This is a genomic window from Methylorubrum aminovorans, assembly GCF_022179725.1.
GTDB lineage: Bacteria > Pseudomonadota > Alphaproteobacteria > Rhizobiales > Beijerinckiaceae > Methylobacterium > Methylobacterium aminovorans.
This window is the reverse complement of record NZ_BPRC01000001.1, coordinates 863,034-886,104: the sequence shown is the minus strand read 5'-3', so window position 1 is coordinate 886,104 and position 23,071 is coordinate 863,034. Positions and strand designations below refer to the sequence as shown.

Genomic DNA, 23,071 nt, shown 5'->3' with positions numbered 1-23,071 from the left:
TGGACGAGAACGGCGGCTCTTCACCGGCGTCTCGGCCGGGTGAGCGGAATCATCCGCGAGGCCCTACCCTATCCGCGGTTCGGTTGCCAGCCGGAGGCTGTTTTCGCGTGAGTCACGAGTCTTCGCCCTGGTGGCATTCCGGCCTCCACGCGGATCGCCGGCCGCTGCTGCTGACCCGCAACCGCATCCTCGCGGAAATCCGCGCGTGGTTCGCGAGCCGCGATTTCGTGGAGGTGGAAGCCGCCGCGCTGCAAGTCTCGCCGGGCAACGAGGCGCATCTCTCGGCCTTCGCCACCGAGGCGATCCTGCCCGATGGCGGGCGCGAGCCGCTCTACCTCCACACCTCGCCGGAATTCGCCTGCAAGAAGCTTCTGGCGGCGGGCGAGCCGCGCCTGTTCAGCCTCGCACACGTCTTCCGCAACCGCGAGCGCGGCGCGCTGCACCATCCCGAATTCACCATGCTCGAATGGTACCGGGCGGGCGAGGACTACGACGCGCTGATGGCGGATTGTGCCGCCCTGCTGGCGCTCGCCGCCGAGAGTGCGGGCGCCCGGCGCCTGACCTTCCGCGGGCGCGAGGCGGATCCGTTCGCGCCCTTCGAGCGGCTGACCCTGGCCGAGGCGTTCCAGCGCTTTGCGGCCATCGATCTCCTCGCCACGGTCGCGCCCGACGGCGCCACCGACCGCGACAGGCTCGCCGACGCGGTGATGACCCGCGGCCTTCGGGTGGCGCCGGACGACAGCTGGGCCGACCTGTTCAGCCGCGTCCTCGTCGGGCTGATCGAGCCGCATCTCGGGCAGGGACGCCCGACGGTGCTGTGCGAGTATCCGGTGAGCGAGGCGGCGCTCGCCCGGCCGAGCCCGCGCGACCCGCGCGTCGCCGAACGGTTCGAACTCTATGCCTGCGGCGTCGAACTCGCCAATGCCTTCGGCGAACTCACCGACCCGGCCGAGCAGCGCCGCCGCTTCGAGGCGGAGATGGCGGAAAAGGCCCGCATCTACGGCGAGCGCTACCCTATCGACGAGGAGTTTCTGGAGGCGCTCGCCGTGATGCCCGAGGCCAGCGGCATCGCGCTGGGCTTCGACCGGTTGGTGATGCTGGCCACCGGTGCGCCGCGCATCGACGACGTGATCTGGACCCCGGTCGCCCGGGGCAGAACCCGGTGAGTGGTGACACGGTGAGTCTTGCACTGAAGAGCACGGCCGCGCTCGCCCGTGCCGGGCTGGTGGAGGCGGCCGCCCTCCCCGCTCTGGAGCGAGTCGCGGCGCGCTACGCGGTCTCGGTGACGGCCGACATGGCCGAACTGATCGACCGGGACGACCCCGACGACCCGATTGCCCGCCAGTTCGTGCCGCGCGCGGAGGAAATCGAGACGCGGCCGGAAGAGCGCGCCGATCCGATCGGCGACGACGCGCATGCGCCGGTGCCCGGCATCGTCCACCGCTATCCCGACCGGGTTCTGCTCAAGCCGCTCCACATCTGCCCGGTCTATTGCCGGTTCTGCTTCCGCCGCGAGCGCGTCGGACCCGCCGGCCACGGCTCGCTCAGTGAGGCGGAGCTGGCGGGCGCCTATCGCTACATCGCCGGGCATCCCGAGATCTGGGAGGTGGTGGTGACGGGAGGCGATCCCTTCGCCCTCTCGCCGCGGCGGCTCGCGGCCATCACCGAGGCGCTCGGCGCGATCCCGCATGTGCGGGTGCTGCGCTTCCACACCCGTGTCCCCGTGGTCGAGCCGCGCCGCGTCGACGAGGCGTTGGTCACGGCGCTAAAACACTTTCCCGGCGCGGTGTTCGTGGCGCTCCACGCCAACCATCCGCGCGAGTTCACGCCGGCCGCGTGCGGAGCCATCGCCCGGCTGGTCGATGCCGGCATTCCGATGGTGAGCCAGAGCGTGCTGCTCCGCGGCGTCAACGACGACGCGGAGACGCTCGAGAGCCTGATGCGCCGCTTCGTCGAGAACCGGATCAAGCCCTACTACCTCCATCACGGCGACCTCGCGCCCGGCACCGGCCATCTGCGCACCGGACTGCCCGAGGGGCAGGCGCTGATGCGAAACCTGCGCGGGCGCCTCTCCGGCCTCGCCCAGCCGCTCTACGTGCTCGACATTCCCGGCGGCCACGGCAAGGTTCCCATCGGGCCGAGCTATCTGGAGGAATCGGACGGCGCGTGGCAGGTGACCGATCCGAGCGGGGCCGTGCACGCCTATCCGCCCGAGAACACCGACGAGGACCAGGGATGACGCTGAAGCTGTGGGGGCGGGCCAGCTCCGGAAACGTGCAGAAGGCGCTCTGGGCGCTCGACGAACTCGGGCTCAACTACGAGCATATCGAGGCGGGCGGCGCCCACGGCATCGTCGGCGACGCCGCCTATCGCGCGATGAATCCCAACGGCCTCGTGCCGACGCTCGAAGAGGACGGCTTCGTCCTGTGGGAGTCGAACGCGATCCTGCGCTACCTTGCCCATGCCCACGGCGGACCGCTCGCCCTGCCCGAAGCCCCGCGCGCCCGCGCGCTGATCGATCAGTGGCTCGATTGGCAGGCCACCGCCTTCACCCCGGCGATGCGCGACGCCTTCCTCCAACTCGTGCGCGTCGCGCCCGACAAGCAGGACCCCCGCGTGATCGAGGCGTCGCGAACGGATTCCGAGCGCTGCGCCGCCCTGCTCGACCGGCACCTCGCGGACACGCCCTTTGTAGCAGGCGCGCACTTCTCTATCGCCGACATCGCCGTCGGGCTCGCGGCGAATCGCTGGTTCCAGCTCCCGCTGGAGCGGGAGGAGCGCCCGAACATCCGCCGCTGGCTCGCCACTCTGGCGCAACGGCCCGCCTCCTCGGCGGTTCTGTCGCTGCCGCTCACCTGACGCGCCGCCGCGAAGGTCAGCCCGTGACGGAAGCCGTGCCGAACTCTGGACGAAAGAAGACGATGTTCTTCCCGCTCTCGAAGCTGATCTTCTTCGTCCTCACGCCGTCGAATTTCCTGATTTTGCTCGGGCTTGTCGGCTGCCTGCTGCTCTTCACCGAGTTCGGCCGCGGAATCGGGCGGGTTCTCGCAATTGCCGGCTTCGTCGGGCTCTTCGTCGCCGGGCTCTCGCCGCTCTCGGCCTGGACGCTGGCGCCGCTGGAAAATCGCTTCCCCGCCTTCGCCGACGACGGGACGCCGGTCACCGGCATCATCGTCCTCGGGGGGACGGTCGAGGCCGATACCTCGATCGGCCGTGACCAGATCACCGTCAACGAAGCCGGCGAGCGCGCCATCGCGCTGGGTGATCTCGCCCGGCGCTACCCGCAGGCGCGCCTCGTCTTCTCCGGCGGTGCCGGCAGCACCCGCGAGGACGCCGTCTCCGAGGCCGAGATCGTCAGCCGCTACGCCGACACGCTCGGCGTGCCGCGCAACCGCCTGATCCTCGAGCAGCAATCGCGCAACACGCGCGAGAACGCGGTATTTTCGGCCCGCATGGTGCAGCCGAAGCCGGGCGAGCGCTGGCTCCTCGTCACATCCGCCTGGCACATGCCGCGCTCGATCGGCTGCTTCCGCAAGGCCGGGTTCGACGTCACCGCCTATCCGGTCGATTACCGTACCAACTGGCCGCGCGACGCGTACCGTTTCGCGAGCTTCGCCTCGACCGGCCTGGGCGAACTCGACATCGGCGTGAAGGAGTGGATCGGGATGCTGGCCTACAAGCTCGCCGGCTACACCGACGCGGTGATACCGAAGCCGTGAGCCGCCGTCACGCCCGCGGCAGGCTCAGACGGTAGATCCCGCGGAAGTCGTCGGGGTCGGCCACGGGCTTGCCCTTCCGAAGGATCTGCACCCGGCCCTGCTTCGTCAGCCGCACGGCAACGCGCCGCACCGGCTGCATCAGCGGCCCCCAGCCGTCCGGATGCGGACCGCCGAGCGCGCGGGCGACCTCGGAGGGGCAGCAGGTCTTGTCGGCCCCGCGCTCGCTCACGAGCCGCAGCATCGTCTCTTCGATTGCGGCTTCATCGGCCATGGGAATCCTCCTCGGCGAGCAGCGCGGCGCGGATCGGCGAGGCGAACTGCCGCCGCCACATCACCCAGACCACGCTGGCGGTGGCCAGCATCAGCACCGGCGCGCTCACGAACCAGCCGAGATAGGCCAGTGCGAACAGGAAGGCACGCTGTCCTTTCGCGAAATGCGAGCCTGCCGCGACGTTCATCGCCCCGGCCCGCTCGGCGGCGCGCCGCATCTCGGCCTCGGGCGCGCCCGAGCCCTTGGGCGGCACCGCGCCGATCAGGATCGCGCCGTAATTAAACAGCCGGTAGGCCCAGGCGAATTTGAAGAAGGCGTAGACGAACACCACCGCCAGTCCGGCGACCTTGATCTCCCAGGTTTGCCGGGTGGTCACGGTGCCGAAGGGGAGCGCCGAGAACAGGTTCAGCACGTCGTCGCTGGAGCGCGAGAGCGTCAGCACCGAGCCGAGCGCGATCAGCGAGGTCGAGGCGAAGAAGGCGGTGCCGTTCTGCAGTGATGCGTTGATCGTCGTGTCGACGACGCGGTTGTCGCGGGCGATCATCTGGACCGCCCAGTTGCGTCGCTGGCGGTTCATGATCTGGCTGAGGCTCAGCCGGTCGCCCCGCCGCCGCGCCACCGCGATGCTGTAGCCCGCCCAGGCGGCCACGAAGAAGACGAGCGCCGCGAAGTCGAGCGGGGAAAAGGCGTGGAGGTCCCACATGGTCAGGGCGTCGTCATCGCGAGGTCGTCTGGCCGGTCCGGGTCGGTGCGCTGCCCCGGCGGCTACAGGCCGGAGGCACGCCCGGCAAGCCCTCGCGGTTTCTACGTGCGGATCTCGAAACCCGTGATCGAGGCGGGCTCGGCCTCGTCGCTGACGTCGATGCCGTCGACGCGGGCCGCGAACGGGCCGCGCCGGCACGCGGCGAGCAACGCCTCGACCGCCTCGACCGGGCCGGTGAACAAAGCCTCGACGGTGCGGTCGGGCCGATTGCGGACCCAGCCCGCAACGCCGTGCCGTTCGGCCTGCTTGCGGGTCCAGGCGCGGTAGGACACGCCCTGGACGCGACCGCGGATCACGATGCGGATGGTCTTGCTGTCGGTGCTCAAGGCGGCAGGATCTCGCGGATTGCGATCGGCGGTCAGCCGACGATGATCGTCGATGATACCATGCGGGCTCGACGGGGCGTACGCCGCCACCCGATCAGGCCGGAGCCCTGCGCTGCCAGCCGCGGATCTCCTGAAGATAGGGACCGGGCAATTGGGCCGCCTGGCCGGCCGCGAGCACGGCTTCGAGGTAGCCGGGACGCGGCAGGCCGCCCGTTCCGCTGCGGCCGAGATAGATCAGGGCGCGCTTCGTGCCCTCCTCGGTGACGATCGGCTGATAGGCCTTCACGTAGAGGCCGCCCGCCACGCCCTCGTAGCGGTCCAGCGCCGGCACGTCCGAGAGCGCCAGCTCCCAGAGCACGCCCCACACGGTCGCGCCGGGCGCGCGCACCACGGAGGCCCAGCCCTCCCGCATGATGATGAAGCGGTGCCGCGGCAGTCGCCCGCGCCCGATCAGCCGCGAGGCCGGGCAGCGCTGGGCCATGGCGGCGGCATCCATGTTGGCGCCGTAGGCGAAGTAGAGGGGCATGGCTCTCGGCGCGGATGGGAGCGTCGGCCGGCGTGTTCGGGGCCTCGGGTGATCCGTCCTCACTCGTCGCGAGGCTTCGGCCCGAACGATAGCGGAGGGCGAAACGGTCTGGACGAGCCTTCGACCGTCGCGCCCTCGACCGCTTCGCCCAGGCCGGCAGGGGCGTTCCGTCGATCAGGCGAATTCCAGGATCACCGCATCGACTGCGAGGCTGTCGCCCTCCTTGGCGGCGATCTTGGAGACGGTGCCGTCGCGCTCGGCGCGCAACACGTTCTCCATCTTCATCGCCTCGACGATGGCGAGCGGCTCACCGTTCTTCACCTCCTGGCCCTCGCTGACCATGATCTGCTTGACCAGACCGGGCATCGGGCAAAGGAGCTGCTTGCCGGAGCCGGCATTCTCCTTGACCGGCATCAGGTCGGCGAGTTCAGCCTCGCGGCGGGTGAAGACGCGGGCTTCCGCCGCCGCGCCCGCATGCTGCAGGAACACACCGTTGAGGAGCGGGCGCACCTGGATCGCGACCGGCTCGCCGCCGACCGTGCCGCTCCAGACCGGCTCGCCGGGGCGCCAGTCGCTGCGCACCGGGGCCACCGTGCCGTCGTCGAAGGTGACGAGCAGATCGGCGTCCTGCGTATCGACGGTGACACTGAAGCGCTGGCCGGAGAGCACCACCACGCGCTCGCGCTGGAAGGTCAGCAGGCTCGGGTCCCGCATCTGGCCGGAGATGCCGCGCTTGCGGATGTTGAGCTTGTGGTCGATCGCCGCCGCCACTGCCGCGAGCCGACGGGCAACCTGCCCCTCGGGGGCAGGTGCGGCGAAGCCCTCCGGGAACTCCTCCTTGATGAAACCTGTCGAGAGCCGGCCCTCGCGCCAGCGGGGATGGGCCATCAGCGTGGCGAGGAAGGGGATGTTGTGCCGGATACCGTCGATGGCGAAGGCGTCGAGCGCCGTCGCCTGCGCCTCGATCGCCTCGAGCCGCGTCGGCGCCCAGGTGACGAGTTTGGCGATCATCGGATCGTAGTGGATCGCGATCTCGCCGCCCTCCTCCACGCCGGTATCGTTGCGCACGATTCCCGAGCCGAGCGGACCTTCCTGCGGCGGCTGGTAGACCGTGAGCCGGCCGATCGAGGGCAGGAAGTTACGGGTCGGGTCCTCGGCATAGACGCGGCTCTCGACCGCCCAGCCGTTCAGCTTCACCTCGCCCTGCGTCAGCGGCAGTTGTTCGCCGGCGGCAACGCGGATCATCAGCTCGACGAGGTCGAGTCCGGTGATCATTTCGGTGACCGGATGCTCCACCTGCAGGCGGGTGTTCATTTCGAGGAAGTAGAACGACTTGTCCTGGCCGGCGACGAATTCCACCGTGCCGGCGGAATCGTAGTTCACGGCCTTGGCGAGGGCGACGGCCTGCTCGCCCATCTTGCGCCGGGTCTCCTCGTCGAGGAGCGGCGACGGGGCCTCCTCGATGACCTTCTGGTTGCGGCGCTGGATCGAGCACTCGCGCTCACCGAGATAGATCACGTTGCCGTGCTTATCGCCGATCACCTGGATCTCGATGTGGCGCGGATCGGTGATGAACTTCTCGATGAAGACCCGGTCGTCGCCGAAGGAGGACGAGGCCTCGGACTTGGCGCGGGCGAAACCCTCGGCGACCTCGTCGGCCGATTCGGCGATGCGCATGCCCTTGCCGCCGCCGCCGGCGGACGCCTTGATCATCACCGGATAGCCGATCTCGTTGGCGATGGTCACGGCGTGCTCGGGGCTCTCGATCACGCCGAGGAAGCCCGGCACCGTCGAGACCTTGGCGGCGGCCGCGGCCTTCTTCGACTCGATCTTGTCGCCCATGGCGGCGATGGCGCCGGGATTCGGGCCGATGAAGACGATGCCGGCCTCGGCAAGCGCCTTCGGGAAGGCCTCACGCTCCGAGAGGAAGCCGTAGCCGGGATGGACCGCCTGTGCGCCGGTCTGCTTGCAGGCGTCGATGATCTTGTCGATCAGGAGATAGGACTGCGCGGCGGGCGCCGGGCCGATATGCACGGCCTCGTCGGCCATCGCCACGTGGACCGCGTCACGGTCGGCGTCGGAATAGACGGCCACCGTCTTGATGCCCATTCTCCGGGCCGTCTTGATGATACGGCAGGCGATTTCGCCCCGGTTGGCAATCAGGATCTTATCGAACATCGCAGCCGCTTCTTGAGGGAGACTGTCTCGGCCCGCCCCTCCCGAAGGCAAGCCCGAACGCATCCCGATAAAGCAGTTGCGCGGGTGGGGGAAGCTGTGCCGCCTCGCCCAAAAGGCCAGCTTCGGTGAAATTCGATTGAGCCACTCTCAATTCGAATTTCGACAGTGCTCGGATGCTGGCGGCGGAGCCGCGATCCCAGGTGCATTGGGTCTTAAAACTGAATTCATCATGCAGCGCAGGACAGACCACCGGTGCGGCACTCGGCGGTGTTGGCAGCCGAGCCCTTGGCCAGAGCACTCTTGGCCTTGAGGGCGAAGGCGATCAGCGTTTCGTCGCTGGTCTCGGCCTCGCGCACGATCTCCATGGCGATGCGGCTGCCCAGAGCGGTCGGGCCCTTGCGGCCGGCGATGGAGGCGGAGAGCCAGGCGGACATCTCGCGGGTGATGATGCCGGTGGGGCGCTCGCCGTAGACGGCGAAGTTCACGACCTCCGCCGTGACGAAGGCCGCGAAGCCCTCGTGAATGTCGGCGACGGCGCGGTCCAGCGCCAGCAGGAGGTCGGCCTCTTCGCGGCCCATGATGCCGTCGGGGAGGATCTCGCGGGCGAGTTCGCGAACGTCGTCCTGGGTCAGCCGGCCGGCATCGACGATGCGGGTGCAGAACAGTTCAAGCGCAGTGTTGGTCATGGTTTGATGCCTCCCCGGCCTGATGTCGCCGGTGTTTGTCCGTGTCTGTGCTGACAATACGGACCGACAACGCTCGAAGAGGTTAATGGCCAAATCTGAACCCGTGTTCAGGTAAACGTAGGCTCACGATTGAGCCTTTCGGAAATCTTGCCGGTCGAAAGTAAGACTCTCTTCATCGCACCACGACCCTTTTCCCCCCGGCACGCGCGTAGAGGTCCATCACGTCGTTGAGCATGCGAGGGCAGCGCGAGGAGACCGCCTGCCCGATCGTCTCCGGCTCGTTGGCGCCGTGGATGCGGTCTTGCGCGTCGTGAAATCGACCGGGATACGGGCTCGGATTAGAACCTAATCAGCTTGACCGTATGAGGAGCCTCTTCCGACCCAAAGTTGCCGTCAGCATGGTTGCTGAACGAGCCGAATAGCGGACAGAAAAAGAATATATCTTCAATACTCGACGCCATAGCAGCCTGCAAATGAAGCTCTTCCTTCGATCTCAGCCATCTCAGGCGTTTCATAGATACCGTCGAACGAGATGGTGTGCCAACCCTCCGAAATGAGCTCCCCTTCATATTCCGATCGGAAGTAATATTGCTGTGCGTGGCAGTAAAAGCCATCGTTCCGCTCAACAACAACGACCCTCCTGACCGGGTGCATGGGTGAGTCAGTTTCTATCGTTTCCAACGTCCTGACGATTTTCAATGGGTCCGCCTCCATTCGATGTCGGCTTTCCCACATCATCGCCTGAAAGCCGACCGTCCGGAAACCACCCTCAGCAGCCTTCTGTGCGGTCAAGCTGATTGGGTTTTGACCATAGGGTGGGATCGAGAGGCGCGTGCGGCGCGTGCTTCATCCAGGCCGCGTCCCGCTCCGGTCCCGGCGGCAGGGGGCGGAACGGCGGGCAGTTCGGCGACCGCCTCGACCGGCGGTGCCATCGGCGCCGTCTGCGTTTGGCAGGCGGCCAAGCCGGCGGCCACGGAGAGAAGGCCCGAGAGGAGGCGGGCGGGGAAGGAGCGCATAGCGAGAGGCCGGTCGTACGAGGAGACGACCGCAGGTTGAGCCTGTGTTAATGGCCGCGCTTGGGCCGCGAGCGGACCCTTGTGGAAGAACGTGATCCGGGCCGTTGTCCCGGTTTGCCCTGTTGCGTGCGGGCGGCAAGATCGACAAGTTCGAGACAACAAGAACGGCAAACCTGGCGGCAGCCGGAAGCGCCGCATCGGCAACATCAAGGTTGCCCTGCCCCCGCAGGGCGGCGCGTGAAGAGGCGGGACCGCCGACGCTCGGCTTCACCGTTTCGCGCACCCGGGAGAAACGGCCCTGAGCACCCTGTACGTCACCCATCCGAGCGCCGTCGAACACGCGGTCCCGACCGGGCATCCGGAGCGGCCCGCCCGCATGCAGGCGGTGGAGAGCGCCCTCGAAAACGAGCGGTTCTCCGCCCTCGTCCGCTGCCACGCCCCGAAGGCGGAGGCTTCGGTCGCCGAACTCGTCCACCCGGCCGCCTTCGTCGAGACCATCGTAGCGGCGTCGCCCAGCGAAGGCTTCTTCCAGATCGACGGCGACACGTTGATGTCGCCGGGCTCGCTCAACACCTGCCTGCACGCTATCGGCGGATCGAATCACGCGGTCGATGCGGTGATGAAGGGCGAGTGCGCCAACGCCTTCGTCGCGATGCGCCCGCCCGGCCACCACGCCGAGCGCGACCGCGCCATGGGCTTCTGCCTGTTCAACCACGCGGCGATCGCCGTGCGCCACGCTCAGAAGGCGTTCGGCGCCACCCGCGTCGCGCTGGTGGATTTCGACGTCCATCACGGCAACGGCTCACAGGACATCTTCTGGGCCGACAGAACCGTGATGTACGCCTCGACCCACCAGATGCCGCTGTTTCCCGGCACGGGCGGAACGGGCGAGCGGGGCGACCACGACACCATCGTCAACGCGCCGCTCAAGGCCTTCGACGGCAGCGAGATTTTTCGCGAAGCCTTCGAAGCTCGGATCCTGCCACGGCTTGATGCCTTCGCGCCCGACCTCATCGTGATTTCGGCCGGGTTCGACGCGCACAAGCTCGACCCGCTGGCCAACATCCAGCTCGAAGAGGCGGATTTCGGCTGGGCTACGCGCCGGCTGATGGAAGTCGCCGACCGTCACGCCGGCGGGCGCGTCGTCTCGATCCTGGAAGGAGGCTACAGCCTCGACGGACTCGCTCGCTCGGTCGCCGCGCATGTGGATGCGCTGATGGGGCGGTGACCGTCACCGCCCCAGGCCGGGGGCCTATCGGTGGGTCAAAATCAGCGTGATGAGCACCGCGGCGACGCTCAGGAACATCACGCTGCCTAGGATCGCCCCGGTGATGGCGTTCGCGGAGACGTAGGTTCCGGCGACGCGGCCGAGCGCCGGCACGAGGCCGTGCCGATCGGACTGGCTGCCGGGATGCCCGCAGGAGGGGCAGGCGAACGCCTTGTCCGAGACGCGGTGATCGCAGGCGGGACAGGGGACAAGGACCATGCGGTGCTCCCTTCCAGTGAGGCAGCGATGGCGCCGCCTCACTGGACCTGGGAACGGCCGCGCTTGGCCGCAAGGGGTAAACGCGTGTCCGGGTGAGCGCCGCGTTGGGTGCGCAATCCCTCGACCCCCAGGCGGGGAGAGGGGCAACCGGGCTGCGAGCGCAGCCGCTTACCCTTCCAGCGGCTCCTCGCTGACCAGTTCGATGCCGAAACCCGACAGGCCGACATAGGAGCGCGACGAGGAGGACAGGTTGCGGATCGAGACCACGCCGAGGTCGCGCAGGATCTGCGCGCCCAGGCCCACCTCGCGCCACTGGCGCACGCGCTGCGCCTCGGCGCCCTCGTCGACGTAGCGGTTGAGCGGAACGCCCGCGGTGCCGTCGCGCAGGTAGACGAGGATGCCGCGGCCCTCCTTGGCGAAGCGGCGCATCACGCTCTCGATCTGCCCTCCGCCCTCGATCACGTCGGCGACGACGTTGGAGCGATGCAGGCGCACCGGCACGTTGCGGCCGTCGCCGATGGCGCCGTGGACGAAGGCGAATTGCTGGATCGGCTCGAACGGCGTGACGTAGGCGTAGCCGGTCATCGCGCCGAACTCGGTCTTGACCGGGAAGGTGCCGACTCGCTCCACCAACCGGTCGCGGGCCTGCCGATAGGCGATGAGATCGGCCACCGAGACGCGCTTGAGGCCGTGCTGCTCGGAAAACGCATCGATCTGCGGCCCCTTCATCACGGTGCCGTCGTCGTTGGCGAGTTCGCAGATCACGCCGACCGGCGGCAGACCTGCGAGCTTGCAGAGATCGACCGCCGCTTCCGTATGCCCGGAGCGCATCAGCACGCCGCCATCGCGGGCGATGAGCGGGAAGACGTGGCCCGGCCGGACGAAGTCGCCCGCGCCCATGTTGCCGTTGGCCAGCGCCCGGACCGTGTTGCAGCGCTGCTCGGCGGAGATGCCGGTGGTCAGTCCGTGGCGCACGTCCACCGTGACGGTGAAGGCGGTGCCGAGCGGCGCGTCGTTCGAGGCCACCATCGGGTCGAGATGGAGGCGGCGCGCCTCGTCGAGCGTGATCGGCGCGCAGACGATGCCGCAGGTGTTGCGGATGATGAACGCCATCTTCTCCGGCGTGCAGAGCGAGGCGGCGACGACGAGATCGCCCTCGTTCTCGCGGTCGTCGTCGTCGGTGACGACCACGATCTCGCCGCGGGCGAAGGCCTCGATGGCCTCGGTGACGCTGCAATGGGGCACGGGCTTCGTCTCGTTCAGCGGTTCGAAAGGGCGGGTCAGGCGCGTTCGCCGACCTGCCCGCGATGGCGAAGATAGTGATCGGCCAGCACGCAGGCCATCATCGCCTCGGCGACGGGCACGGCGCGGATGCCGACGCAGGGGTCGTGGCGGCCCTTGGTGATGAGGTCGATCTCCGCGCCGTCTCGGTTCACGCTCTGGCGGGGTGTCAGGATCGAGGAGGTCGGCTTCACGGCAAAGCGCACCACCACCGGCTCGCCCGACGAGATGCCCCCTAAGATGCCCCCGGCATGGTTTGCGAGGAAGCGTGGGCGGCCGTCATTGCCGGCGCGCATCTCGTCGGCATTGTCCTCGCCGCGTAGCGCGGCCGCGGCGAAACCGTCGCCGATCTCGACGCCCTTGACCGCGTTGATCGACATCATCGCCGCGGCGAGATCCGCGTCGAGCTTGCCGTAGATCGGCGCGCCGAGGCCGGGCGGTACGCCCTCCGCGATCACCTCGATCACCGCGCCGACCGAAGAACCGTCCTTGCGGATGCCATCGAGATAGGTCTCGTAGAGCGCCGCCGCGTTCGCGTCGGGGCAGAAGAACGGATTGTTGCCGACTTCCTCCCAATCCCAGTTCGCGCGGTCGATGGCGTGCGGCCCCATCTGCACCAGGGCGGCGCGGATGGTGATGCCGGGGACCACCTTGCGGGCGACGGCACCGGCCGCGACCCGCGCCGCCGTCTCCCGTGCCGAGGACCGGCCCCCGCCGCGGTAATCGCGCAAACCGTACTTGGCGTCGTAGGTGTAGTCGGCATGGCCGGGGCGGTAGCTGTCGCGGATCTCGGAATAGTCTTTCGAGCGCTGATCGGTGTTCTCGATCATCAGCGCGATCGGCGTGCCGGTGGTGAGCTGGCGCCCGCCAGTGCGGTCGTCGCTGAACACGCCCGACAGGATCTTCACCTGATCGGGCTCGCGCCGCTGCGTGGTGAAGCGCGACTGGCCGGGCTTGCGCCGATCGAGTTCCGCCTGGATCTCCTCGGCTTCCAGGGGAAGGCCGGGCGGGCATCCATCCACCACGCAGCCGAGCGCCACCCCGTGGCTCTCGCCGAAGGTGGTGACGCGGAACAGGTGGCCGAAGGTGTTGTGCGACATGGCGCGCGTGCCTTAGCGCGGGATGCGGGGCGGCACAAATTCCGCTTGGTCGAACGGTTTCCAGTTGATCGCTTCGGCTGTCATTCCGTCATTGCGAGGCGAAGCCGTGGCAATCCAGGGCTCCGCATTGTCCGGAAAGGTCGCGCCCTGGATCGCTTCGGCTTCGCCTCGCGATGACGGAGGGTCGTAGAACCCGAAGCAATCCAACGGATGACGGATGAGGGACATGCCTCCATACGACTCGGCCGAGTTCCTCGACAGCGACGAGGCCGTTGCCGAGTATCTTGCTGCGGCCATCGAAGAGGGCGATGCCGCGCTGCTTCGTCGGGCTCTCGGCGTCGCGGCGCGCGCCCGCGGCATGACCCAGATCGCCCGCGAAACGGGCCTGTCGCGGGAAAGCCTGTACCGGGCGCTATCGGACGACGGCAATCCGAGTCTCGATACGGCGTTGCGCGTCCTCAACGCCCTGAACGTCCGCCTCACGGCCTGCGTGGCCCACCCCACTGACGCTTCAGCGTAGCACCGGAAGATCGAGCCCGCCCCACGCCTTCAGCGCCCGATAGGCGGCGATGCCCGTGGCGAGGTCGGCATGCAGGCGCCGCTCGTCGGCCAGGGCGTCCAGGTCATAGGTCACGCCGAGGATGTGGGCGGCCTCGTAGCCCTCGGGCAATTCGCCAGAAGTGCCGAGCGTGATCGCCGTCACCGGCAGGGCATCCGAGAAGTCCGAGAGTCGTTGCCGCAGCCGAACACCGCTGGCGCGCAGGTGCTCGCCTGCGCGGGCGCCGTGCTCGCGGATCGCCGCCACCGTCCCTTGCGCCAGCGAAAGATGCACCGCCTCGCGATGCGCCGGAAACAGGTAAACGAGGTAGTAGCCGCGCGTCGCGCTCGTCGTCACGGCGGGGTCGAACATTGCCAGCCACGGCACCGCGGCCCAGTGGCTGCCGCGGCCGGGGCTGCCCTTGACCAGGAACGGTCCGTCCAGCGGCGCGAGCGCCCGGCGCAACTCGTCCGGCGCGCCTTTCCGGATGACATGGGCCAGCGGGTGTCCGGCCGGCGGATCGGTGCGCGCGAGCGGATATTCCTCGACGATGCGGCGCAGGGCGTGGCCGAGGCTCAACGGACGAGCCTCACGGCTCGGAGACGATGCCGCCCGTCACCGGCGTGCTGACCCCGGTCGTGGTCGGGTAGGTGAGCGGCAAGCCTTCGAGGGCGCGCAGGGCGAGATAGGCGAAGGCCTGCGCCTCCAGGAAGTCGGAGGACCAGCCGATCTCATCCGCGTTCAGCACCTCGGCGTCGAGCAGCCGCTTCAGCATCGCCATCAGCGTCCCGTTCTTCGCCCCTCCCCCGCCGACGATCCAGCGGGTCGGCGGCTCCGGCGTGAAGGTGCGGCTGCGGGCGATGGCGTGGGCGGTGAAGGCGGTGAGCGTCGCCGCACCGTCCTCGAGCGTCAGGTAGCCCGCGAGCCGGTGGGAGAACCAGTTGCGGTCCAGCGATTTCGGCGGCGTGCGCAGGATCAGCGGGTGGCCGAGCAGGTTGTCGAGAAGCGCGGCATCTACCGTGCCGCGGGCAGCGGTGGCGCCGCCCTCATCGAAATCCCGGCCGGCCCGCTCCTTCATCCAGTCGTTGATCGGCCCGTTGCCCGGCCCGGTATCGAAGGCGAGCATGGTCCCGCGCGAACCGATCAGCGTGACGTTGGCGAGCCCGCCGATATTGAGGATGCCCAGCGGCCCGGCAAAGCCCGCGGCCTCGGCCAGCGCCCTATGGAACACCGGCACCAGCGGCGCGCCCTGGCCGCCCTCCGCTACGTCGTTGGCGCGCATGTCGGACACGACGCGAATGCCGAGGCGCCGGGCGAGCGCCGCGCCGTCGCCGATCTGTACGGTGAGGCCGAGCCTGGGCCGGTGGATCACCGTCTGGCCGTGGAAGCCGACCACGTCGATTTCCGCGGGGCTCATGCCGTTCTCGGCCAGGAACGCCTCGATCGCCTCGGCATGGGCGCGGGTGACGAAATCCTCGGCTTCCGCGAGGCGGCCCGGACGGTCGGTGCGCTCCCGCAACCCTTCCGCGTCCCGAGTGGCCTCGCGCAGCAGCGCCTGCTCGGCCCCGTCGTAGCCGCGATAGCCGGTCGGCCCGAGCGGTGCGATGAAGCCGTTGGCGGATCGCACGACGCGGATGCGCTCGCCGTCGCTCTCGATCAACGCGATGTCGATCCCGTCCAGCGAGGTGCCGCTCATCAGGCCGATCGCGCGCTTCATCGCCATGGCCGTCCTCTCCCCCGAATCCGGACTCGTGCCTTTCGCGGCCTGCCCTGCTAAGAGCCCGCGAGCGCTGCCCCTCGCGGGATAGCATTGCGGCCGCGCCCCTGTCGCGCCGCCAAACCATCCGAGACCGATCAGCATGACCGCCGAGAGCTTCGCGCCGAAATCCGACTTCATCCGGGTGCTGCAGGAGCGCGGCTATATCCACCAGGCCTCCGATCTCGCCGGCATCGACGCGCTGGCGGCGGAGGGTGGGCTGACGACCTATACCGGCTACGACTGCACGGCGGCCTCGCTCCATGTCGGCCACCTGCTCTCGATCATGATGCTGCACTGGCTGCAGCAGACCGGCGGCAAGCCGGTGGTGCTGATGGGTGGCGGCACCACCCGCGTCGGCGACCCCTCCGGGCGCGATGAGGCGCGCAAGATCCTGACGCTCGAGCAGATCGAGGCCAACAAGGAGGGGATCAAGCAGACCTTCGCCCGCTTCCTCAGCTTCGGCGAGGGCGGCAACGGCGCGGTCTTGGTCGACAACGCGGAGTGGCTGACCAAGCTCAACTACATCGAGATGCTGCGCGACATCGGCCGGCACTTCTCGGTCAACCGCATGATGTCGATGGACAGCGTGCGGATGCGGCTGGAGCGGGACCAGGAACTCTCGTTCCTCGAGTTCAACTACATGATCCTCCAATCCTACGACTTCGTGGAGCTGAACCGCCGCCTCGGCACCCGCCTGCAGATGGGCGGCTCGGACCAGTGGGGCAACATCGTCAACGGCATCGATCTCGGCCGCCGCATGGGCACGCCGCAGCTCTACGCGCTCACCTGCCCGCTGCTGACGACGTCATCGGGCGCCAAGATGGGCAAGACGGCGGCCGGTGCCGTCTGGCTCGATGCCGGGATGCTCTCCCCTTACGATTACTGGCAGTTCTGGCGGAACACCGAGGACGCCGATGTCGGCCGCTTCCTCAAGCTGTTCACCCTGCTGCCGCTGCCCGAAATCGAGCGGCTCGCCGCGCTCCAGGGCGCCGAGATCAACGAGGCCAAGACGATCCTCGCAACCGAGGCGACGGGCCTGATGCACGGGGCCGAGGCGGCGGCGGCGGCGGCCGAGACCGCCCGCAAGACCTTCGTGGAAGGCACGCTGGCGCAGTCCCTGCCGACGATTTCCGTGCCGTCGCCGGTGCTGGAGGCGGGTCTCGGCGTGCTCACCGCCTTTGGCCCGGACTTCGCCAAGCTCGTTCCCTCGATGAGCGAGGCGCGCCGCCAGATCAAGGGCGGCGGCCTGCGGGTCAACGACGTGCAGGTCAGCGACGAGAAGGCGGTGCTGCGCCCGTCCGATCTCACGGCGGACGGCGTGATCAAGCTCTCGTTCGGGCGCAAGAAGCACGTTCTGCTGCGGGCGGAATAGTCGTTCCACCCGGCCGGCAAGGGGCCCCGTACCTCGGCCCCCGATCGCTCCGACAGTTCGGATCACGCGCCTGCATGACCGAGCCGTCATCCGCGTCTCGGGGGCTGCCCCGCCGAACTTGGACAGCGTCCCGCGCGTCTCATACGGCGTCCGACTGATGACCCCGGTGTCCTTCCTCGTCATTGCGAGGCGATGCCGTGGCAATCCAGGGCGCGACCTTTCCAGAGATCTCGTGCCCTGGATCGTTTCGGCTCCGCCTCGCGATGACGAAGTCCGGCACAATCCCAAGCGATCAACCGGAAACCGTCTCAGGCGGCCTGGAGTCCTCGCACACGCGCGAAACCGACCATCTTGCGGGCCTCTTCGTCCCAGAGTGCCAGCTTCAGGCAGCGCAGGCTGTCGCGCAGGGTCAGACGGCCCACCCGCCCGAGAACCTCGTGGCCGTCGAGGCATTCCTGCAGGCGGTAATTCGGGATGCGGCTGTTGAGGTGGTGGACGTGGTGCAGGCCGACATTGCCGGTGAACCACTGAAGAACCCGCGGCAGCGCGTAGTATGAACTGCCGCCGAGCGCCACGCGGTGGAAGTCCCAGGCGTCGGCCTCCTCCCAGACGGTCTCCTCGTACTGGTGCTGGACATAGAACAGCCAGCCACCGACCCAGGCGGCGACGACGATCACCGGCAGGAATGTCCAGAGCACCGGCCCGATGCCGCCGGCCGCGAGCGCGAGCCCCGCCAGGACCACGAGGAGCACGGCGTCGAGCGCCAGCACGTCGCGCCATGCCGTCCGCCACGGCAGCCCCACGCCGGAGGGAAGGCGTTGCAGGATGAGGAAGTTGATCGGAGAACCGAGTACGATCAGGATGAGCGGATTGCGGTAGAGGCGGTAGCGCAACCGGCCCCAGCGCGGCAGCGCGAGGTATTCGCGCACGGTCAAGGTATGGACATCGCCCGTGCCGCGGCGGCTGAGATCGCCGGTGGTGGCGTGATGCAGGGCATGCGCGCGCTTCCAGCTGTCGTAGGGCGTCACCGTCAGCAGGCTCAGGGCGCGGCCGAGCCCATCGTTGCCGCGGCGTGACGGCAGGAACGAGCCGTGCCCGCAATCGTGCTGGATGATGAAGAGCCGCACCAGGAGCCCGCCCGCCGGCACGGCCAGCGGCAGGGCGAGAAGTGCGTAACCGTTCGCCGCCGCGCCGAGCATCACGGCGCAGAGGATCAGGTATGGCAGCAGCGTGTCGGCCACCTGCCGAAGGGCCATCCGGGGAATCGGTTCGCGGAACGCGGCGCAGTGTCGAGCCACCTCCCGCGCCAGCCGCGCGTCGTCGGTTCGGGAGGCCTCGTCCGCGCGCCGGCCTGTCGCGGTCGGGTTCGATGGTGTGGCGATCACAGTGGCCGGCAATCCTGTTCGTCGGGTGCCTTGCGAGGCGGGATAGGCGTGGAACGGAGCCGTTCGCGTGACGCGATCAGGCCGCTGCCGTCGATCCCGCTTCCACGGTTCGAACGGGTGTTTATCGAGATTCAGATCAAGCCGGTCCGAGCGTCGGACCCACTCAGCCGCCCGCCGTGACCGTGCGAGGATTAGGTTCGAGGGATCTCTTTCCCCGCGCTGCGATGAGCGCCAGGGCCGGGCGCGATCACCGGTCAGACCGGTTGGTCTCAAAGGCCGTATGCGAAAGGCCGAACCTTGTGAAGGCGCGACTTGAAGCACCCTCGCGCTTCCGATCCGCCCGACGCCGTTGTGCCGTATCGCGCTCGATCGAGGCCGCGCCCGGGTGCGGTTCGGATGTCGCGCACACGATCATCCGGTCCCCCTCGACCGGTCGCCCCGGACGGTCAGAAGGCTCGCGTCCTGAACCCTACTGCTCCGGCCCGCCCTGCCCCGCCCCGTTGGCGAACGCCCCGCCGCCGGCGCCGAACAACTTGCGCAGAAAGCCGGGGGCGACCGCCGAGAGCGGGTTCACGTTCACCGTCGGCTTGGCGATCGGACCTGAGACGTTGAAGTTCACCGCGAACAGGCCCTCGTTGCTGCCGCCCGCGAGCAGCGGCCCGAATAGCGGAACCTGCGCCACCACGTTGTTAAGGCCGTAGAGCGGCACGAAGGTCCCGTCGATCTGCGTGCGCTCCTTGGCGGTGTCGAGCCAGCCGGTGGCGGTGAAGCCCATCGCCGGGTTGGAGATCGCCGCGTCGGAAAAGCTCACCCGCGGGCCGCTGCGCGTGAAGTTTGCCCGCATCGTATCGAAGCCGACATCGTTGGCGTTCGGGGCCGCGCGCCGTCCGTCCGCGGGCGGAGGCGCCTGGGCGACGATGCTCGACAGGGCGGGCTCGTTGCGCAGCGCGAAATCCTTGATCTGGACCACACCGGCCTGCGGGCCGTCGTTGAGATAGATGTTGAGTGCGAGCCGCCCGCCATACATCCGCTTGTAGATGTCGAGGAAGCGGAGGGTGGCGCCGGAATCGGCGGATTCGAGGGTGAGCAGGGGCGCACCGCGCTCGCTCCGGACGACGGCGTTCAGCGGGGCGGCGCCGAACCGGCCCTTGAATTGGGCGGCGCGCAGGTCGCCACCTTTGAAGCTCGCCTTGAGGGTCGCGTTGGTCAGCGACTCGCCATTGAAGCCGGACACGATGCTGGCGGCCACATCCGCTTCGATCTCCTTGCCGGGCTCCTTGCTCCCCTTGCTGTCGTCCGTCATGCCCTTGAGGAAGGGCCGCGCGTCAACGACGGCCCCCTTCACCGCCACCTTGTAGGCCGAGCCGGCCCGGTCGAGGCTGACGCGCATGTCGTCGCCCGGCGAGAGCTTGAGCGTCGTCAGGTCCGCCCGTTCCAGGGTGCCCTCCGCCGAGATCGTGGCGCTGCCGCGGGCGAGCGCCGGAGCGGCGTCGAGGGTGATGTCGCGCAGCTCCATCCCGCCGCCGGCCGCCTCCACCAGGGTGAAGCCGAGGCGCCCGGCCTTGCCCGAAGGTTTGTTCCAGCCCGGAAGCAGGCCGTTGATCGAGGCTCGCGTGAGATCCGCCTCGACCCGTGCCGGCGGCTTGCCGGCGGAGGCCGGGCGGCCCACCGGCACCACCACGCGGGCCGGGATGGCGCCGCCGAGCTGCGGCGCGGTGGGAAGGCCGCGCTTGGCCCGGAAGGCGTCGTCGAGGACGAGGCTCACCACCGCTTCGCCGGGGCTGCCGGGCTTGGGCTGTCTCAGGTCGATGGCGACCGCCGCGCCGAGGAGCCGCCCGTCGCCCTTCAGGGCGAACCCGCTGCGGTCGAAGGAAATCGTGAAGCGACCCGCCTCGAAGCGGTCCTTGCCCACGGCCCTGTCCATGCTGAAATCGGCCAGCGTCCCGGTGAGCGTCACCGGCATGTCGGCCAGATCAGGCACGTGCTTGAGGTTGATCGGTACGTCGAGGCGCAGGTCCGCCCTGCCCTTGATCGTGGCCGGATCGATCTCGGCCCCCGTGAGCCCCTTGAACATCGGCGTTTCGAGGAGGGCGGCGAGCGAATCGGCCGATCCGGACAGCCGAAGGCCGAGCTGGGCGATGATCTTGTCCGGCTGCGGATCGCGGATCAGGAAGGAGGCGTCCGAGATGGACAGCATCCGCGTGTCGGAGAGGCGAATCTCGGCGGTGGCGTTCTGGATCGTCGTGGTGCGGCCGGTGATCGTGCCGGCGACCCGGCCGTGGCTCAGCGGCGGGGCGTCCTGCGAAACCGAGAGGCTCGCGTCCGAGACCGCAAAGGTGATGTTGAGCGCCTGATCCGGCATCGGGTCGCCGCGGGTCGCGGCGGCGAGTTCCGGGCCGCTCATGTCGATCTGGATGTCTGCCGCGTCGAGCCGTCCGCCGCGCAACTCGTCCACGAGGTAGTTGCGCACGCCAGGCGCGATGTTCTCGGGCCACAGCCGCAGCGCTTTGCGGCCGTCGGTCCCGCTGGCGACGATGTGTAGGGTGATTCCGTCGTCGTCGGCCCGGGTGCCGACGGTTCCGCTCAGGCGACCTTGCAGACCATCGCCCGCGATCGCGATCGACTCGATGTTCACCCCCCCGGCCCGGCCGGTGATCCGGCCCGTGATCTCGCCGACGCGGAAGGACGGGTCGCTGCGGGCGGCGCCGCGCAGCAGGGCATCCTTGCCGGCGAAATCCAGGGTCCAGGCATCCTCGGCACCCGGAGGGCCGATGGCGAAGGCGCCGGTGAGGTGCGCATCGTTGCCGCCGCCCTTGTAGTCGATCGCCGAGATGGCCAGCGCGCGCCGGGTCTCGTCCCAGGCCGCCTCGGCGCGCAGCTCGTCGATGACGACGGGGTTGAAGTCTTTCTCGTCGACGAGGAGCGTGCCGCCGCCGGTCTTCACCTCGGCCTTCATCGTCTCGATGCGTCCGCCGGACAGAGCCACGTCGGCCTTGGCCGAGAGCTTGAGGTCGGTCTCCACCGGCATCTTCGAGTGGCCGGACAGCAGCAGCAGGTCGGTGACGGGAAGGTCGTCCAAGGTGATGACGCCCGCGCGCCGCCCCTCCCCCACCTCGTGGACGCGCCCGCCGAAGCGCCACTCGCCGTGCGGGCCGTCGATGCGCAGCTCGAACACCCGCGAATCGTCGCTGGTGCCGCGGCGGAACAGGCCGTTCACCCGCTCGAAAGTGGCCTGATGCCGGGCGTCGTCGATGAGGTTCAGGCGCCCGTTGGTGATCCGCGCCCGATCGAGGGCGCCGATGACGCCCGCCGGATCGAGCACGACGCCGAAGATCGAGGCGACCGCCGCCGAGACCGGTGAGACGGTACCGCGGGCGGCGTCCACGCTCGGCAGGGTATGGGGTTTCGCCGCCTCGCCCTGCTGCGGCGCGGAGGCCGCGAAGGCGATGGAGCCGTCGTCGTGGACGAGGGCCGTCATCTCGATGTCGCGGAACTCGATCGAGCGCGGCAGCACCGACAGGCGCAGCAGACTCCAGGTGTCGAGGCTGACCACCGCGAGCGGGGCGCGCACCACCAGGGCGCCTTCCGGGTTGAAGATGTCGAGCCCGCCGACCCGCAGCGCCAGCGACGACTCGCTGTCGAGTTCGAGCGCGCTGTCGCGCAGGGCCACCCGCCAGCCCGGTCCGAAGCGGTCCGCCACCGCCTCGGCGACCTGATGGGTGAGGCCGTCGATGCGCAGCGGTCCCTGCGACAGCCGCAGGACGACGAGACCGCCGCCGAGCCCGAGCAGGAACACGAACAGCAGCGTGCACCAGAGAACCGGCCGCCGCCGCCGACGCGGGCGGCGCGGCTCGACCGCCTCCTGGAGCAGGGTCCTGGCCGTTTCCTGATCCATCACTCGTTCGCTGCTGCACCCGTAGGTTCGGGCGGAGGTCCGTTGGCCGCGGCGTCTTTCCTCAGGATTCAAGCCACTCCGGCATGGCGTCCCAGGACGTCTGCGTGCATGGGGTCAGGCACACCATCAATCGGCCGAAAGGAAGGCGAGATGCCGTTAGAACTTGGCAATGCGGCGCCCTTGTTCTCGTTACCGGGAGCGGGCGGGGACACCATCTCTCTGGAGAGCCTGCGCGGTCAAAAGATCGTGCTCTATTTCTATCCTAAGGACGACACGAGCGGTTGCACCCTGGAGGCGCAGAACTTCAACGCCCAGAGCGAGGCCTTCGCGGCGGCCGGAGCGACCGTGATCGGGGTCTCGCCCGATTCCGTCAAAAGCCATGACAAGTTTCGTGCGAAGTACGGCCTGACGTTTCCGCTCGCCTCCGACGAGGCCAAGACGATGCTGGAGACTTACGGAGTCTGGGTCGAGAAAAGCATGTACGGCCGGAAATACATGGGCGTGGAGCGCACGACCCTGCTCATCGACCGCGAAGGGCGGATCGCACGGGTCTGGCCGAAGGTGAAGGTGCCCGGTCACGTTGAGGAGGTTCTGGCGGCGGCGCAGGCTCTCGCCTGACAATACAACCGGAGTGTTGAGCTTTCACACGCAGAAGCTCTGCTTTCATTTCCCAGACGCCGCTTCGACAAATGGGGCCCGGTGTATCGTCCCGGCACCGGCCCCCTGACGACGCGCTAAGCTTCCTTAACCTTAATCGTCTGTGATCGGCC

Annotated in this window: 23 protein-coding genes; 8 read left to right on the top strand and 15 right to left on the bottom strand. The window is 68.8% G+C overall.

Annotated elements, in window-relative coordinates; translation table 11 throughout:
* Positions 1-107 precede the first annotated feature (107 nt).
* From epmA to MFF24_RS04080, 4 genes are all read left to right on the top strand, one after another.
* Positions 108-1,166, top strand: coding sequence for an EF-P lysine aminoacylase EpmA (epmA, locus tag MFF24_RS04095; RefSeq protein WP_238222556.1), 1,059 nt, complete (start codon positions 108-110; stop codon positions 1,164-1,166).
* Between the two features lie 11 nt (positions 1,167-1,177).
* The gene (locus MFF24_RS04090) at positions 1,178-2,239 is read left to right on the top strand and encodes a lysine-2,3-aminomutase-like protein (protein WP_238222554.1); all 1,062 of its coding nucleotides are present in this window, start codon (positions 1,178-1,180) and stop codon (positions 2,237-2,239) included.
* On the top strand, positions 2,236-2,859 hold the full coding sequence (locus MFF24_RS04085; protein WP_238222552.1) for a glutathione S-transferase family protein: 624 nt from the start codon (positions 2,236-2,238) through the stop codon (positions 2,857-2,859). Before MFF24_RS04090 ends, MFF24_RS04085 begins: the two co-directional genes overlap by 4 nt.
* 62 nt (positions 2,860-2,921) lie before the next feature.
* Complete coding sequence (locus tag MFF24_RS04080) at positions 2,922-3,719, top strand: YdcF family protein (RefSeq protein ID WP_166061444.1); 798 nt, start codon at positions 2,922-2,924, stop codon at positions 3,717-3,719.
* A gap of 7 nt (positions 3,720-3,726) precedes the next feature.
* On the opposite strand, the gene MFF24_RS04075 is transcribed toward MFF24_RS04080, so the two are convergent.
* The 7 genes from MFF24_RS04075 to MFF24_RS04040 all read right to left on the bottom strand — a co-directional run bounded on the left by MFF24_RS04075 (position 3,727) and on the right by MFF24_RS04040 (position 9,261).
* Positions 3,727-3,990 carry a DUF3253 domain-containing protein gene (locus tag MFF24_RS04075; RefSeq protein ID WP_133090478.1) on the bottom strand — a complete coding sequence of 88 codons (264 nt, stop codon included), beginning with the start codon at positions 3,988-3,990 and terminating at the stop codon, positions 3,727-3,729.
* Positions 3,980-4,693 carry a DUF599 domain-containing protein gene (locus tag MFF24_RS04070; RefSeq protein ID WP_108940840.1) on the bottom strand — a complete coding sequence of 238 codons (714 nt, stop codon included), beginning with the start codon at positions 4,691-4,693 and terminating at the stop codon, positions 3,980-3,982. The genes MFF24_RS04075 and MFF24_RS04070 overlap by 11 nt, the downstream gene beginning before the upstream one ends.
* Before the next feature lie 101 nt (positions 4,694-4,794).
* Positions 4,795-5,079, bottom strand: coding sequence for an acylphosphatase (locus tag MFF24_RS04065; protein ID WP_108942975.1), 285 nt, complete (start codon positions 5,077-5,079; stop codon positions 4,795-4,797).
* Between the two features lie 94 nt (positions 5,080-5,173).
* The gene (locus MFF24_RS04060; RefSeq protein WP_108940839.1) at positions 5,174-5,605 is read right to left on the bottom strand and encodes a gamma-glutamylcyclotransferase family protein; all 432 of its coding nucleotides are present in this window, start codon (positions 5,603-5,605) and stop codon (positions 5,174-5,176) included.
* A gap of 174 nt (positions 5,606-5,779) precedes the next feature.
* Positions 5,780-7,783 carry an acetyl-CoA carboxylase biotin carboxylase subunit gene (locus MFF24_RS04055; protein WP_238222550.1) on the bottom strand — a complete coding sequence of 668 codons (2,004 nt, stop codon included), beginning with the start codon at positions 7,781-7,783 and terminating at the stop codon, positions 5,780-5,782.
* A gap of 227 nt (positions 7,784-8,010) precedes the next feature.
* Positions 8,011-8,469, bottom strand: a complete 459-nt coding sequence (locus tag MFF24_RS04050; protein ID WP_133090480.1) for a hypothetical protein — start codon at positions 8,467-8,469, stop codon at positions 8,011-8,013.
* A 444-nt stretch (positions 8,470-8,913) separates the two neighbouring features.
* Complete coding sequence (locus tag MFF24_RS04040) at positions 8,914-9,261, bottom strand: hypothetical protein (protein ID WP_238222548.1); 348 nt, start codon at positions 9,259-9,261, stop codon at positions 8,914-8,916.
* Positions 9,262-9,861: 600 nt separating this feature from the next.
* Here MFF24_RS04040 and MFF24_RS04035 point away from each other — a divergent pair.
* A complete protein-coding gene (locus MFF24_RS04035) occupies positions 9,862-10,713 on the top strand; it encodes a histone deacetylase family protein (RefSeq protein WP_238222546.1) in 852 nt (283 codons plus the stop codon).
* A gap of 24 nt (positions 10,714-10,737) precedes the next feature.
* Here MFF24_RS04035 and MFF24_RS04030 read toward each other — a convergent pair whose 3' ends face one another.
* The 4 genes from MFF24_RS04030 to MFF24_RS04015 form a co-directional block, all read right to left on the bottom strand.
* Positions 10,738-10,971 carry a hypothetical protein gene (locus tag MFF24_RS04030; protein ID WP_108940834.1) on the bottom strand — a complete coding sequence of 78 codons (234 nt, stop codon included), beginning with the start codon at positions 10,969-10,971 and terminating at the stop codon, positions 10,738-10,740.
* A gap of 168 nt (positions 10,972-11,139) precedes the next feature.
* Positions 11,140-12,216: a 3,4-dihydroxy-2-butanone-4-phosphate synthase gene (gene ribB, locus MFF24_RS04025; RefSeq protein WP_108940833.1), complete on the bottom strand. Its 1,077-nt coding sequence runs from the start codon at positions 12,214-12,216 to the stop codon at positions 11,140-11,142.
* A 35-nt stretch (positions 12,217-12,251) separates the two neighbouring features.
* Entirely contained in the window at positions 12,252-13,352 is a 1,101-nt protein-coding gene (gene aroC / locus MFF24_RS04020) for a chorismate synthase (RefSeq protein ID WP_238222544.1), read from the bottom strand.
* A 12-nt stretch (positions 13,353-13,364) separates the two neighbouring features.
* Positions 13,365-13,580 carry a hypothetical protein gene (locus MFF24_RS04015; protein ID WP_108940831.1) on the bottom strand — a complete coding sequence of 72 codons (216 nt, stop codon included), beginning with the start codon at positions 13,578-13,580 and terminating at the stop codon, positions 13,365-13,367.
* Between MFF24_RS04015 and MFF24_RS04010 the strand changes: the two genes are divergently transcribed.
* A complete protein-coding gene (locus tag MFF24_RS04010; protein ID WP_238222541.1) occupies positions 13,570-13,872 on the top strand; it encodes an addiction module antidote protein in 303 nt (100 codons plus the stop codon). The two genes, MFF24_RS04015 and MFF24_RS04010, sit on opposite strands and share 11 nt — an antisense overlap.
* Here the strand turns inward: MFF24_RS04010 and MFF24_RS04005 are convergent.
* Both MFF24_RS04005 and MFF24_RS04000 read right to left on the bottom strand, forming a co-directional pair.
* A complete protein-coding gene (locus MFF24_RS04005; RefSeq protein ID WP_238222539.1) occupies positions 13,864-14,469 on the bottom strand; it encodes a DUF3578 domain-containing protein in 606 nt (201 codons plus the stop codon). The genes MFF24_RS04010 and MFF24_RS04005 overlap by 9 nt on opposite strands.
* A 10-nt stretch (positions 14,470-14,479) precedes the next feature.
* Positions 14,480-15,613: an anhydro-N-acetylmuramic acid kinase gene (locus MFF24_RS04000; RefSeq protein WP_238222537.1), complete on the bottom strand. Its 1,134-nt coding sequence runs from the start codon at positions 15,611-15,613 to the stop codon at positions 14,480-14,482.
* Positions 15,614-15,749: 136 nt separating this feature from the next.
* On the opposite strand from MFF24_RS04000, the gene tyrS reads away from it, so the two are divergent.
* Positions 15,750-17,021, top strand: a complete 1,272-nt coding sequence (gene tyrS, locus MFF24_RS03995; protein ID WP_238222536.1) for a tyrosine--tRNA ligase — start codon at positions 15,750-15,752, stop codon at positions 17,019-17,021.
* Positions 17,022-17,329: 308 nt separating this feature from the next.
* On the opposite strand, the gene MFF24_RS03990 is transcribed toward tyrS, so the two are convergent.
* Together MFF24_RS03990 and MFF24_RS03985 are read right to left on the bottom strand one after the other, a co-directional pair.
* Complete coding sequence (locus MFF24_RS03990) at positions 17,330-18,406, bottom strand: fatty acid desaturase (RefSeq protein WP_308445587.1); 1,077 nt, start codon at positions 18,404-18,406, stop codon at positions 17,330-17,332.
* A 469-nt stretch (positions 18,407-18,875) separates the two neighbouring features.
* Entirely contained in the window at positions 18,876-22,301 is a 3,426-nt protein-coding gene (locus MFF24_RS03985) for a DUF3971 domain-containing protein (protein ID WP_238222531.1), read from the bottom strand.
* A gap of 150 nt (positions 22,302-22,451) precedes the next feature.
* On the opposite strand from MFF24_RS03985, the gene MFF24_RS03980 reads away from it, so the two are divergent.
* Positions 22,452-22,919 carry a peroxiredoxin gene (locus MFF24_RS03980; RefSeq protein WP_238222529.1) on the top strand — a complete coding sequence of 156 codons (468 nt, stop codon included), beginning with the start codon at positions 22,452-22,454 and terminating at the stop codon, positions 22,917-22,919.
* Positions 22,920-23,071 lie beyond the last annotated feature (152 nt).